This window comes from Paenibacillus sp. RUD330 (assembly GCF_002243345.2).
Taxonomy (GTDB): domain Bacteria; phylum Bacillota; class Bacilli; order Paenibacillales; family Paenibacillaceae; genus Paenibacillus_O.
Genome location: NZ_CP022655.2, coordinates 770,001 through 783,272 on the forward strand (window position 1 = coordinate 770,001; position 13,272 = coordinate 783,272).

Annotated in this window: 9 protein-coding genes, 11 tRNA genes and 1 rRNA gene (1 of these 21 cut by a window edge); all 21 read left to right on the forward strand. The window is 57.7% G+C overall.

Going from position 1 to position 13,272, the window contains the following annotated elements; translation table 11 throughout:
- Positions 1-1,279, forward strand: a 23S ribosomal RNA gene (locus CIC07_RS03545); it begins 1,649 nt to the left of the window's first position.
- Positions 1,280-1,451: 172 nt separating this feature from the next.
- Positions 1,452-1,527 (forward strand) — tRNA-Asn (locus tag CIC07_RS03550).
- 3 nt (positions 1,528-1,530) lie between these two features.
- A tRNA-Thr gene (locus CIC07_RS03555) sits at positions 1,531-1,606 on the forward strand.
- Between the two features lie 7 nt (positions 1,607-1,613).
- Positions 1,614-1,688, forward strand: a tRNA-Glu gene (locus CIC07_RS03560).
- 47 nt (positions 1,689-1,735) lie between these two features.
- Positions 1,736-1,811, forward strand: a tRNA-Val gene (locus tag CIC07_RS03565).
- Positions 1,812-1,820: 9 nt separating this feature from the next.
- Positions 1,821-1,895, forward strand: a tRNA-Gln gene (locus CIC07_RS03570).
- Between the two features lie 5 nt (positions 1,896-1,900).
- Positions 1,901-1,973, forward strand: a tRNA-Lys gene (locus CIC07_RS03575).
- 13 nt (positions 1,974-1,986) lie between these two features.
- Positions 1,987-2,067 (forward strand) — tRNA-Leu (locus tag CIC07_RS03580).
- A 188-nt stretch (positions 2,068-2,255) separates the two neighbouring features.
- A complete protein-coding gene (locus CIC07_RS03585; RefSeq protein WP_076358571.1) occupies positions 2,256-3,119 on the forward strand; it encodes an ABC transporter ATP-binding protein in 864 nt (287 codons plus the stop codon).
- A 40-nt stretch (positions 3,120-3,159) separates the two neighbouring features.
- Positions 3,160-3,954, forward strand: a complete 795-nt coding sequence (locus CIC07_RS03590) for a (2Fe-2S)-binding protein (protein ID WP_076358572.1) — start codon at positions 3,160-3,162, stop codon at positions 3,952-3,954.
- Between the two features lie 94 nt (positions 3,955-4,048).
- A tRNA-Gly gene (locus CIC07_RS03595) sits at positions 4,049-4,123 on the forward strand.
- A 6-nt stretch (positions 4,124-4,129) separates the two neighbouring features.
- Positions 4,130-4,206 (forward strand) — tRNA-Arg (locus tag CIC07_RS03600).
- A gap of 9 nt (positions 4,207-4,215) precedes the next feature.
- A tRNA-Pro gene (locus CIC07_RS03605) sits at positions 4,216-4,292 on the forward strand.
- An 8-nt stretch (positions 4,293-4,300) separates the two neighbouring features.
- Positions 4,301-4,374, forward strand: a tRNA-Gly gene (locus CIC07_RS03610).
- A gap of 144 nt (positions 4,375-4,518) precedes the next feature.
- Entirely contained in the window at positions 4,519-5,292 is a 774-nt protein-coding gene (locus CIC07_RS03615; RefSeq protein WP_083688496.1) for a polysaccharide deacetylase family protein, read from the forward strand.
- 389 nt (positions 5,293-5,681) lie between these two features.
- Positions 5,682-8,477, forward strand: a complete 2,796-nt coding sequence (gene ppc, locus CIC07_RS03620) for a phosphoenolpyruvate carboxylase (RefSeq protein ID WP_076358573.1) — start codon at positions 5,682-5,684, stop codon at positions 8,475-8,477.
- 142 nt (positions 8,478-8,619) lie between these two features.
- Entirely contained in the window at positions 8,620-9,552 is a 933-nt protein-coding gene (locus CIC07_RS03625) for an EamA family transporter (protein ID WP_076358574.1), read from the forward strand.
- Positions 9,549-10,124: an RNA polymerase sigma factor SigW gene (gene sigW, locus CIC07_RS03630; RefSeq protein ID WP_076358575.1), complete on the forward strand. Its 576-nt coding sequence runs from the start codon at positions 9,549-9,551 to the stop codon at positions 10,122-10,124. Before CIC07_RS03625 ends, sigW begins: the two co-directional genes overlap by 4 nt.
- 143 nt (positions 10,125-10,267) lie before the next feature.
- Positions 10,268-10,894, forward strand: a complete 627-nt coding sequence (locus tag CIC07_RS03635; protein WP_076358576.1) for a zf-HC2 domain-containing protein — start codon at positions 10,268-10,270, stop codon at positions 10,892-10,894.
- A 162-nt stretch (positions 10,895-11,056) separates the two neighbouring features.
- The gene (gene cdaA / locus CIC07_RS03640; protein WP_076358577.1) at positions 11,057-11,899 is read left to right on the forward strand and encodes a diadenylate cyclase CdaA; all 843 of its coding nucleotides are present in this window, start codon (positions 11,057-11,059) and stop codon (positions 11,897-11,899) included.
- Positions 11,892-13,259, forward strand: coding sequence for a CdaR family protein (locus CIC07_RS03645; RefSeq protein WP_076358578.1), 1,368 nt, complete (start codon positions 11,892-11,894; stop codon positions 13,257-13,259). Before cdaA ends, CIC07_RS03645 begins: the two co-directional genes overlap by 8 nt.
- The last annotated feature ends 13 nt before the right edge of the window (positions 13,260-13,272 follow it).

Genomic DNA, 13,272 nt, shown 5'->3' on the forward strand with positions numbered 1-13,272 from the left:
CGTACCGCAAACCGACACAGGTAGGCGAGCAGAGCATGCTAAGGCGCGCGGAGTAACTCTCGTTAAGGAACTCGGCAACATGACCCCGTAACTTCGGGAGAAGGGGTGCCTCGGTAGGGTGAATAGCCCGAGGGGGCCGCAGTGAAAAGGCCCAAGCGACTGTTTAGCAAAAACACAGGTCTGTGCGAAGCCGTAAGGCGAAGTATACGGGCTGACGCCTGCCCGGTGCTGGAAGGTTAAGGGGAGCGGTTAGGGGCAACCCGAAGCTGTGAACCGAAGCCCCAGTAAACGGCGGCCGTAACTATAACGGTCCTAAGGTAGCGAAATTCCTTGTCAGGTAAATTCTGACCCGCACGAATGGCGTAACGACTTGGGCGCTGTCTCAACGAGAGATCCGGTGAAATTTTAATACCTGTGAAGATGCAGGTTACCCGCGACAAGACGGAAAGACCCCATGGAGCTTTACTGCAGCTTGATATTGGACTTTGGTACGATCTGTACAGGATAGGTGGGAGCCTTAGAAGCCGGAGCGCCAGCTTCGGTGGAGGCACCGTTGGGATACCACCCTGATCGTATCGGAGTTCTAACCTGGTACCGTGAAACCGGTACAGGGACCGTGTCAGGCGGGCAGTTTGACTGGGGCGGTCGCCTCCTAAAATGTAACGGAGGCGCCCAAAGGTTCCCTCAGAATGGTTGGAAATCATTCGCAGCGTGCAAAGGCATAAGGGAGCTTGACTGCGAGACCTACAAGTCGAGCAGGGACGAAAGTCGGGCTTAGTGATCCGGTGGTACCGAATGGAAGGGCCATCGCTCAACGGATAAAAGCTACCCTGGGGATAACAGGCTTATCTCCCCCAAGAGTCCACATCGACGGGGAGGTTTGGCACCTCGATGTCGGCTCATCGCATCCTGGGGCTGAAGTAGGTCCCAAGGTTGGGCTGTTCGCCCATTAAAGCGGTACGCGAGCTGGGTTCAGAACGTCGTGAGACAGTTCGGTCCCTATCTGTCGTGGGCGCAGGAAATTTGAGAGGAGCTGTCCTTAGTACGAGAGGACCGGGATGGACGTACCGCTGGTGTACCAGTTGTTCCGCCAGGAGCACCGCTGGGTAGCTACGTACGGACGGGATAAGCGCTGAAAGCATCTAAGCGCGAAGCCCCCCTCAAGATGAGATTTCCCAGTATGTAAGACCCCTGGTAGACGACCAGGTTGATAGGTTCGGGGTGGAAGCGCAGCAATGCGTGCAGCTGACGAATACTAATCGGTCGAGGGCTTATCCTATGGATCAAGCATCACGGGAGATCGTCGCAAGACGATGAACGTGGGCGAGACATGGCGAGAATGAATCCGAATACGATTCACTGGCCATGTAAGAAAAAGCAAATGGACTCAGCATCCATCCTATTGGTTCGATCCAGTTTTCAAGGCGCAAGCTTTGAATGCAAACGCATATTCCCTGATAGCTCAGTTGGTAGAGCACTCGACTGTTAATCGAGTTGTCACAGGTTCGAGTCCTGTTCGGGGAGCCATTTGCTCTCATAGCTCAGTAGGTAGAGTGCATCCATGGTAAGGATGAGGTCACCGGTTCGATCCCGGTTGAGAGCTCCACAAGCGTGGCCCGTTGGTCAAGGGGTTAAGACACCTCCCTTTCACGGAGGTAACAGGGGTTCGAATCCCCTACGGGTCACCATTTTTTTTGTTTTTACATAGTAAATGGTTCATTGGGCAAATTATTGAGGAAGCTTAGCTCAGCTGGGAGAGCATCTGCCTTACAAGCAGAGGGTCGGGGGTTCGATCCCCTCAGCTTCCACCATATGCCTGTTGGGGATTAGCCAAGCGGTAAGGCAACGGACTTTGACTCCGTCATTCTCAGGTTCGATCCCTGAATCCCCAGCCATTTGCGAGCCATTAGCTCAGTTGGTAGAGCACCTGACTTTTAATCAGGGTGTCGAAGGTTCGAGTCCTTCATGGCTCACTTTTTTTTATTTGCGCGTATGGCGGAATTGGCAGACGCACCAGACTTAGGATCTGGCGCCTTCGGCGTGGGGGTTCAAGTCCCTCTACGCGCATCGACAAAACCTTGAGAAATCAAGGTTTTTTTTGTTTTTCCGTCTATTAGGCCGAATTGTCGCGTGCGGATGAAACGATAAATCTTTGACAATTCAATTGAGAACCGTTATCATACATTGTATAATGATAATCGTTATCAAATAATCGGGTCGCAGCGATCCGCACAAGCAGAGAGGAGCTTGCAGCCATGGTTCGATTGACGACCAGCCAGCTGGATATAGCCTATGAAAAGAGACAGATTGTCCGTGACCTCAACCTGAGCATTCCTCAGGGGAAAATTACGGCTCTGGTAGGGTCTAACGGCTCCGGCAAGTCGACGATTCTGAAGACGATGGCTCGCCTGATGTCTCCTCAAAACGGACAGGTGCTGCTGGACGGGAAGTCCATCCATAAGCAGGCCACCAAGGAAGTCGCCAAGGAATTGGCGATCCTGCCTCAGAACCCGACGGCTCCCGACGGCCTGACGGTGCAGGAGCTTGTCTCCTACGGCCGTTTCCCTTATCAGAAGGGATTTGCCTCCATGCGCAAGGAAGACCGCGAGATCGTGGACTGGGCGCTTCAGGCGACGAGCATGACGGAGTTCGCGGATCGTCCTGTGGACCAGCTGTCGGGCGGACAGCGGCAGCGGGGATGGATTGCCATGGCGCTGGCGCAGGAGACGGACATTCTCTTCCTCGACGAGCCGACGACATTCCTTGACATGGCTCATCAGCTCGACGTTCTGCAGCTTCTTGAAGAGCTGAACGGGAAGGCGAAGCGGACGATCGTCATGGTCGTCCATGACTTGAACCATGCCTCGCGTTTCGCCCATCATATGATCGCGATCAAATCAGGCCGAGTTCTGGCCGAGGGCGCGCCATCTGAAGTCATGACTCCTGCCGTGATGAGGGATGTATTCGGCATCGAGGCGGATATCGTATCGGATCCCCGTACAGGGGTGCCTCTGTGCCTCCCATATGCTTTGGCGCCAAAAGAAGAACGCATGGAATCGGTAGCTGCAGCGGCATTGGAGCCGCAGCCTGTGTTGCAGGCGGCTGTTTCGAGCCGTTAGGACGCCTAGGCAACGGAGTTTAGGAATCGAGGGATGAGCCATGAACGCAGATATCAAGCAGAAGCTCTCAGACAAGCATGGACTGCTTTGGGAGCTTCCCGATGGAATTCATATGACCGCTACCGCAGAGGAGCTGGCGCGGCCAGATACAGCCTCCCGGTTCCTGGAGCTGTATGCCGGCCTGCTTCCGTCCCCATCGATTGAGCCTTCGGCTACATACTTCTGTTCCTGGGCGAGAAGCCTCACAAGCGCGGTGCACTGGCTTCTGGCCAGCCGCAGCGGCTGCCTGTCGGTGGATCCGCAGGATTGGACCGTCGTGCTTGCCAAGCCGGGAGCGTACGCTTCCATCAGCTTCATGCCTTCCTCCGACGCGCTTGTCGCGGTGGAAAGGGACGGCTCGGCTATCGACCCGCAGACGGTCATGGACCGTTTGTACGGTGGGCTGATCGCACCGATTTTCCGAACCTTCGCGGATGTGTCCGGCGTTCGCCAGAACGATCTGTGGCGGCTCATGGCGACGAACCTGAACTATACCAAGGCGACACTTCTTGCAGACTCGCCCGCAGACAATGAATTCATGTTCTTGGAATCGGACTTCCGTTATGCGCTGACTGAAATGCCTGGCGAGAAGGTAGGCTTGGACCGCAATCCGCTGGCAATTCCGATGAGATACGTGGACAATCCGTACAAGCCCGGAGAGAAGAGCATGATGCGGGCCTCATGCTGCCTGGCTTACATGACGGATTTCGCGAAGTATTGCTATACTTGTCCAAGGCTCAAAGCTTCCGAACGCGACAAAATGATCCAGGAAATCCGGGAGATGCAGAAGGTTTAAAAGAGAGAAAAACAATTTCAAAAAAACACTTGCATTCCTTTGGGCAAGCTGATATATTATTACTTGTCGCGCTGAACAAAAGCGATGACAACAAGCGGAAGTGGCTCAGCGGTAGAGCATCGCCTTGCCAAGGCGAGGGTCGCGGGTTCGATTCCCGTCTTCCGCTCCATAGTGTGTGCCCGTAGCTCAGCTGGATAGAGCATTTGACTACGAATCAAAAGGTCGGGAGTTCGAATCTCTCCGGGCACGCCATTTAAATATCGGGATGTAGCTCAGCTTGGTAGAGCACCTGGTTTGGGACCAGGGGGTCGCATGTTCAAATCGTGTCATCCCGACCATTTAGTTTGCGGGTGTAGTTCAATGGTAGAACTTCAGCCTTCCAAGCTGATAGCGTGGGTTCGATTCCCATCACCCGCTCCATATCTTACATAACCTTTCAGATCCTTGCCCTTGGGCAGGGATTTTTTGTTTTGATTGTTGTTTTTGGGATGGATTGCGCCCCCCTTGGGAAACCTGAATCGGAATGAGAATCGGGTTGCCTAGCCCATGCAAGGGGGTTGCAAGATGCCTACGAAGAGATTTGTCGGTGCGGCGAAAAAGCCGCGCTGGATGCTGCTCGGCATAGCAGCGATTATCGGTACCGGGTACGCGGCGCCTCAGGGGGAGAAGGGCAGAGACTATTTCGAGTCGACGGGCCAGGCGTTATGGGAAGTGAAATCGGATCAAAAAGTAATCGCGATGACTTTCGACGACGGACCTGACCCGGTAAAGACCGCACTCATCCTCGACGTACTGAAGGAATACGAAGCGAAGGCTACATTTTTCGTCATCGGCAAAAATGCGGAGAAGTATCCGGATGTCGTAAGAAGGGAAGCGGAGGAAGGCCATGAAGTGGCCAATCACACCTATACCCATCTGATGAGACAGCCGCCTCAAGTGGACAAGCTGATCCGCGAGGTGGAGCGCAGCCAGGCGGTGCTGACCGCCATTACGGGCATCAAGCCGGTGCTGTTCCGTCCGCCGGGAGGCATCTACAACGAACGGATGCTGCAAGCGATGAAAAAAGAAGGGATGATGACGATTCTCTGGTCATGGCATCAGGATACGCGCGATTGGGCTCGGCCGGGCACAAGCGCCATCGTGAATAAAGTCATGCGGAACGTGCGGAGCGGAGACATCATCCTTTTCCATGACCGGGTGGAGCACAGCATGCAGACAATCGAGGCGCTGAAACAGATTCTCCCCAGCCTGAAAAAGCAGGGATACCGGTTCGTTACCGTCAGCGAGCTGATCCGGTACGACAGCCGGCCGATATGGAACAAAGCCGAAAAGCCTTGAGTCACTCAAGGCTTTTTTCTTGCATTCCGGAGATGGATGCCGCTGCTTCACCGCTGTGACTCACCAAAAAATACTGGCTTCGACAGTCTTCTATCCCAAAAGGTTTTGTAGTATGATGATTAAAGCGATTTTTAGGCACCGGTTAGCGGGTAAGATGGACCAGAGGTCCGGCCGTACATGACGTTTGAGCAGCAAGGGTTTGAGGTAATGGCATGAACCTGCCGTACGCCTCGATACGACGCCTTGTTATTCAGCGTACCGGTAACCGGAGCGGGGCTGGCAGGAGAGCAGCCGCGCTTGCCGTGTTTGCAAAATCAGCCATTTCATGCACTCTACGCTAACGATGCGGTTCCGCCCGCCTTGGGCAAGGAACCTGGAGGAGGAACAGAATGTCGGAACAGGCTGTAACCGCCCAAGCGGCGAATCGCCCGCAATCCAATAACCTGCTGCGCCGCGACGTCCGTTTCTTGGGAAATATTCTAGGGGATGTACTCGTTCACCAGGGCGGCAAGGAGCTGCTGGAAGTCGTGGAGAGAATCCGCGAGATGAGCAAGGCGCTGCGCGCCGAATTCGTCACGGAGCTGTACGATGAGTTCAAGCAGACGATTACGACGCTGGACCCTGATATCCGCCATCAGGTTGTCCGCGCGTTCGCGATCTATTTCCAGCTGGTCAATATCGCGGAACAGAACCATCGGATCCGGCGCAAGAGGGACTATGAGCGCTCAGCCGGAGAAGCGGTGCAGCCGGGCTCGATCGAAGCGGCCGTCCAAGGGCTGCAGGAGCGCCACATCTCGATCGACGACGTGAAATCCATGCTGAACGACATCTCCCTCGAGCTCGTCATGACGGCGCATCCGACGGAGGCTACCCGCCGCGTCGTGCAGGACATCCACAAGCGGATCGCTGTCGGCATGATGGAGCTGGACAATCCGAACCTGACCTACCGGGAGCGGGAGAAGCTGCGCGAAGGGCTGCTCAATGAAGTGCTCATCCTGTGGCAGACCGATGAGCTGCGCGACCGCAAGCCGACGGTCATCGACGAGGTGCGCAACGGCCTTTACTATTTCGACGAAACGCTGTTCGAGGTTCTTCCCAACGTCTACGAGGAGCTGGAGCGCTGCCTGCACAAATATTATCCGGAAGAGCATTGGCATGTGCCGACTTACCTGAAGTTCGGCTCGTGGATCGGCGGCGACCGGGACGGCAATCCTTCCGTCAAGGCCAAGGTGACCTGGGAGACGCTGACGCTGCACAAGCAGCTCGCGCTCCGCAAGTATGAGACCGTCCTGAAGCAATGGATGGAGATCCTCAGCTTCAGCACGAACATCGTGGATGTGCCGGCGGAGCTGATGGATTCCATCGCGAAGGATCAGCAGAGCGTCGAGCTGCGCGGCGCCGACAGATGGCGCAACACAAAGGAGCCGTACAAGATCAAGCTCAGCTACATGCTTGAGAAGCTCGTCAATACGGGGGACGATTCCCTTCGCGGCTCTTCCAAGCGCTACGGCAATCCGGATGAATTCAAGGAGGACCTGCTGCTCATCGACCGCAGCCTGCGTTCGCATTATGCGGATTATACGGCCGATACGCATGTCCGCAAGCTGATCCGCCAGGTGGAGCTGTTCGGCTTCCATATGGCTGCTCTGGACATCCGCCAGCACAGCCAGGAGCATGAGAACGCCATGGCGGAGGTTCTTGCGAAGATGCATATCGTCGAGGACTACGCGGCGCTGGGCGAAGAAGAGAAGATCGGGCTGCTCGCCAAGCTGCTGGACGATCCTCGTCCGCTTACGTCGGGCCATCTGGAATATTCCGAAGGAACCCGCGAATGCCTCGACGTCTATCAGACCGTCTACCGCGCCCAGCAGGAGTTTGGGACAGATTGCATCTCCAGCTATCTGATCAGCATGACCCGAGGCGCCAGCGATATGCTCGAGGTCATGGTATTCGCCAAGGAAGTGGGCCTCTTCCGCAAGGAAGCGGACGGTTCGGTGCGATGCACGCTCCAGTCGGTGCCGCTCTTCGAGACGATCGACGACCTGCATGCCGCGCCGGACATCATGAAAAGGCTGTTCGAGCTCCCGCTGTACCGCAAAGCCGTCGAGGCGAGAGGCAACCAGCATGAGATCATGCTGGGCTACTCCGACAGCAACAAGGACGGCGGTGTCGTAACGGCGAACTGGGAGCTGCGCATGGCCCTCAACGACATTACGGAGACAGGCTCGCAATACGGCGTCAAGCTCAAGTTCTTCCACGGCCGGGGCGGCGCGCTGGGCCGGGGCGGCATGCCGCTCGGCCGCAGCATTCTCGCTCAGCCTCCGCATACGATCGGAGGCGGAATCAAGATCACGGAGCAGGGCGAGGTGCTCTCGTCGCGCTATTCCATGCAAGGGATCGCGTACCGCAGCCTGGAGCAGGCGACTTGGGCGCTGCTGACCGCGGCGCGGCTCGCGATGCATCCGGAGCAGATGGCTCCTGAAAATCCGGAGTGGGATGAGATCGCCAAGGAGATCTCCGAGACGGCGCAGCGGAAGTACCAGGATCTCATCTTCCGGGATCCGGACTTCATGGAGTTCTTCAAGGGAACGACTCCGCTGTCCGAAGTGGGCGAGCTCAACATCGGGTCGCGTCCGTCCAAGCGCAAGAACAGCGATCGCTTCGAGGATCTGCGCGCGATTCCCTGGGTGTTCGCCTGGACGCAGAGCCGCTACCTGCTTCCGGCCTGGTATGCCGCGGGAACCGCGTTCCGGAGTTATGCCGGAGCGGACGAGAAGCGGCTCCAGACCCTTCAGGAGATGTACAAGGACTTCCCGTTCTTCCGCTCGCTCGTCGACAACCTGCAAATGGCCATGGCCAAAGCGGATCTGATCATCGCGAGAGAATATGCCGGCATGATTCAGAACGAACAGGTCCGTGACCGGATCTTCCGTCTCGTGGAGGAGGAATACGCTCTGACGCTGAAGTTCATCCTCGACATCACGGGACAAAAGGACTTGCTGGACAACGTTCCGGTCATTCAGGAATCGATCCGCTTGCGCAATCCTTACGTCGATCCGCTCAGCTACCTGCAAGTCGAGCTGCTGACGGAGCTGCGCCGGGAAGAGGGCGACAACGCCCACCTGCTGCGCGAAGTGCTGCTCACGATCAACGGAATCGCCTCAGGCCTCCGCAATACAGGCTGATAGGCTGAACCGGAAGCATGGCATCCATACCAGGGTGACTAGTTCATCTGAAGGCGAATCAGCAAGCGGCCGCACTGCTCAAGTTATGAGCGCTGCGGCCTTCTTGCTGCCTTGCCCGATCTGAAAGGAGCGTCTTGAGGCTATGGGAAGACGGGCAAGAGGGAGCTACTGGACAGCTGTGCTGTTCGTGCTGCTCGGGGCATCCAGCTACGGAGTGATGTCGCCGCTCATCAAGCATGTGTATGGATTCGGGTATACGTTCAGCCAGGTCGTCGTCCATCAGCTGGCTGCCGGGTCTGCGATGCTGTGGATCGCGGCCGGAGCGGCAAGGAAGCGCAGCAGCGCTTCCTTGAGCCCTCGCCTTTCGCTGGGACAATGGGCTGGGCTTGCGCTCATCGGCACGGCGGGACTGGCGATGACGACGGTGCTGTACAATCAAGCCCTGCAAGGGCTCAAGGCCTCCTTTGCCATCGTCTTGCTTTTTCAGTTCACCTGGATTACGATTGCGCTAGACAGTATCTGGAACCGTCGTCTTCCGGGCTGGGGAAGGCTTGGATGCGTGGCGGTCATTGTTGCCGGCACGGTGCTCGCGCTTGGAATCGGCGGAGTATCAGGGCCGCACGCCGCAGCCTTGCCGCTGTTGTGCGGACTGGGCGCAGCGTTCACCTACAGCCTGTATTTGGCGGGAACCGGACGTTTCCGGAGCGATCTCGATCCCGCCGCGGCTTCAGCTATTATGGTCACATTCGGATTTATACTGGTCCTGGCGCTGTTCGGCAGAGGCGCATGGGCGGGAGAGGCAGAACCCCGCCTCATCTTGTGGGCGGCCGTGCTTGCGCTGCTCGGGCAAGTCATCCCCACTCTGCTGTTCACGATCGGGATTCCGCGCATTGGGAGCAGCCTCGCCGCGCTGCTTGGGGCCATGGAGCTGCCCGTAGCGGCAGCGGCGGCCTGGCTGATCGGAGGAGAGACGCTCAGCGCTCTCCAGCTGGGAGGCATCGCGGCGATTCTGGCCGGCATCGCGCTGGCTCAGAAGGTTCCCGCCAAGGAAAGTCCGGCAAGTCTGGAGGAATGAATGCAGTGAAATCCATCGAAGCCAACCTGATCCGGCTCGCGCTCAAGGGAGACCAGCGAGCGTTCGCGGATTTGGTTGGCATGTATCAGGACAAGTTATACCATTTGGCTTACCGGATGCTGTACAACCGCCAGGAAGCGGAGGATGCCGTTCAGGAGACGTTCCTGAGGGTGTTCCGCAATATGGAGCGGTATGACGAGTCGATGAAGTTCTCGACCTGGATCTACCGGATCACGACCAATCTGGCCATCGACCGGCTGCGCCGCCGCAAGCCGGGCTTCTCGCTGGACGCGGAGGTGCCGGAGCATGACGGGCTGGACGGCTATTCCATGTTCGCCAGCGAGGATGCATCCCCCGAGGACGAGGTGCTGCTGTCGGAGACCCAACGGATCATCCGCGCGGCGATCGAGACGCTGCCCCCAAAGTACAAATCCGTCATGGTGCTGCGTTATCTGGAGGATTTGTCGCTGCAGGAAATCAGCGATGTGCTCGACATGCCGGTCACGACGATCAAGACGCGCGTCCATAGGGGAAGGGAATTCCTCCGCAAGAAGCTTGAGCACAAATTATAAGCCGCAGGGCTCCTCATAACAGGCTCAAAAAAACGAAACACAACCCGATCTCGCAACGTAAGCTATGAAGTAGAGCGCCGATCAGCGCGTTTTTCAAAAGTCATCGGGAAACGACCCGTTCCCTGAAGAAAGGACTGGCTGCCATGAAATGCAATGTCGCCATCGTTTGGATGCATGACTATATAGACGGCGAGCTGCCCCGCGAGGACGCCGTCGTTCTGAAGGAGCATCTGCTTTCCTGTCCGGGATGCCGGGCACGCTTCGAGCAGCTCGAGAAGACCGAGGCGCTGCTCTCCTCCGCCATGACGGAACCGAGGGAGCCGATGCTTGAGCCTGCGGCTTCGGCGGCGCTCACCGAAAGAATTTTAAAACAAATTCCCCCTCCGGCTCGTCATAGAGATTGGACGGGATGGATTCGCAGACATCCTGCCTTGACGGCAGCGGCCGTATTCGTGCTGGTCATGCTGGCCAGCTTCGCGCCCGCCGTCAACAACGGTTCCGAGCTAATCGTGCGCGGCGACGATCTGAGACAGGTCGTCATCGACGGCCATACGGTCATCGTTCCCGAAGGCGCCCATCTGAAGGGCAGCTTGACGGTCGAGAACGGCATCGCCGACGTGCGGGGAGACGTGCAGGGCAGCGTCACGGTTGTGGACGGCTCTCTGCTGACGGCCTCCACGGCTCACATCGCCGGTCAGACACGCAAGATCGACCAGCTGCTGGACCGGCTTTGGTACAAGGTGACCCAGACTTTCGGAAGCACTCCGTGAAGGCTACAGGCCACGCTCCCTGCGCAAGGGAGCTTTTTTTTTGCTTGACAAGGATTTGTGGTAAGCTAACTAGAAAAGAATAGGGTTAGCACAACACTCAGGGTCAGCCTGCGGACAACAGAAAAAAAGACATCCGGCAGGCAGCGGGCGGGGGTATCAAACATGGGATTTTTCACGGAAATGACTTGGCAGGGCTGGATCCGCAACGTGATCGACATCGGCATCGTCAGTTATATCATATACAAGCTAATTCTGCTGGTACGGGGCACCCGGGCCGTACAGCTGATCAAAGGGATCTTCATGCTTGTGGCGACCTGGGCCATCAGCACCTGGCTGGATCTGTACACCTTGAAGTGGCTCATGAACCAAATGTTCACCTTCGGGGTCGTCACGGTGCTAGTCATCTTCCAGCCGGAGCTGCGCCGGGCGCTGGAGCAGCTCGGAAGGGGCAAGCTGTTCGCGCGCACCTCGTCGGCCGATCGGGATCAGCTCAACGAGCGGATCACCGAGCTGATCAAGGCGATTCAGTTCATGTCCAAGCGCCGGATCGGAGCGCTCATCGTATTCGAGCGCATGACCGGCCTTACGGAGCTGATCGAATCCGGCATCAAGATGGAGTCGCGCATCAGCTCGGAGCTGCTCATCAATATCTTCACTCCCAACACGCCGCTCCATGACGGAGCGGTCATCATCCGGGGACCGCAAATCACGGCGGCCGCCTGTTATCTGCCTCTTTCCGAGAACCCCTTCATCAGCAAGGAGCTCGGAACCCGCCACCGCGCCGCGATCGGAGTCAGCGAAGTGACCGACGCGGTATCCGTCGTCGTCTCCGAAGAGACGGGACAGGTTACTCTTGCCGTTGGCGGCATCATCGTGCGGGACATCAAGGAGGAGTCTCTCATCTCCAAGCTGTTCGAGGAGCTGACGCTGCAAAGCTCCGTGAAAGCGAAGCAGAGGTCCAGATTCAGCCTGCGCAAAAAGAAAGAAGGCGATGCCAATGGATAAATGGCTCAGCCATCCGACGGCCATCAAAATCCTGTCGGTCGTCATCGGCATCCTGCTTTGGGCCGTGGTGCATTTCGATCCGGAATCGACGCCCAACACAGTCGCCTCCACGACCGAGACCCAAAGCGTCGATGTCGTGAAAATCCAGACGACCGGTCTGGATGAAACGGCGTATTCGCTCAAGCTGCTGGAGCCGAGCGTAGCCAAGATGATGGTCAAGGGCAGCCGGTCCGCGCTCGCCTTTACGACGAATGACGATTACTCCATCAGCGTCAATCTGGAAGGTAAGGGACCGGGCACATATACGATACCGCTGACAGTAGGCAAGCTGCCGAGGGGAATCGAGCTCGTGACGCTGTCGCCGAGCCAGGTGGAGGTCGTCATCGACCGCCTGGAGAAGGGGACGTTCGAGGCTGGCGTCGTCACGCAAGGCAAGCCGGCGGAAGGGTACGAGCTGGGAACGCCTGTCATCAAGCCGGGAAGCACGGTGGAGGTCACACTGCCGGCTCAGGATCTTGCCCGCGTCGGCTCCGTCAAGGTTTTCGTCAATGTCGATGGAGAAGACGCGCCCGTGCATGAGAAGAAGGCCAAAATCTCCGTGTTCGACAAATCGGGCAATGAAATCAAAGGAGCGGCGCTGAACCCCGGCACTCTGGATGTAGAGGTGCCGCTGACGATGCCAAGCAAGGAAGTGCCTCTGCAGATCGGTTATAAAGGCAGTCTGCCCGGCGGCCTGACGCTGGGTGGAATCCAGTCCAAGTCGAGCACGGTCAAGCTGTACGGCCCGAGAGGGCTTCTCGACGAGGTCAACCAGCTGGCTGCCGATGTGGATCTCAGTCAGATCCGCAGCTCCGGCGATGTCGAGCTGGAACTGCTGCCGCCCGAAGGACTGAAGGCGGTCGAGCCGTCCAAAGTCACCGTGACGGTTACGTTGTCTTCTTCGGGGACAAAGACGCTCCAGGTGCCTGTCGCCTTCGAGAATACGCCGAGGGGACTGGATGCAACGCTTGAGGCGCCTCGGGACGGAACCGTAGACATCCAGGTAAGCGGGACTCCGGAGGTGCTGGGCCGTCTGACCGCCGCGGATATCCGCGCTGCCGCCAGCCTGGCGAATCTCTCGGAAGGCGCCCATGAGGTGCGCCTCGCGTTGACGCTGCCGAACGGTGTCCAAGCTGTCGGCGAGCCGCCGCTCGTGACCGTCAAGCTTGTTGCCAGCGAGCCTGCCTCGGGCTTGCCCGAGAGCAGTCCGTCTCCTTCGCCCAGCCCTTCGCCCGGCAATGATGGCGGCGCGGGGAACGATCCGGCAGGAGATGGCTCTGCTGACGGCAATGCCGCCGACGGAGGGAACAATGCTCCGTGACCGGAGCAGCGGC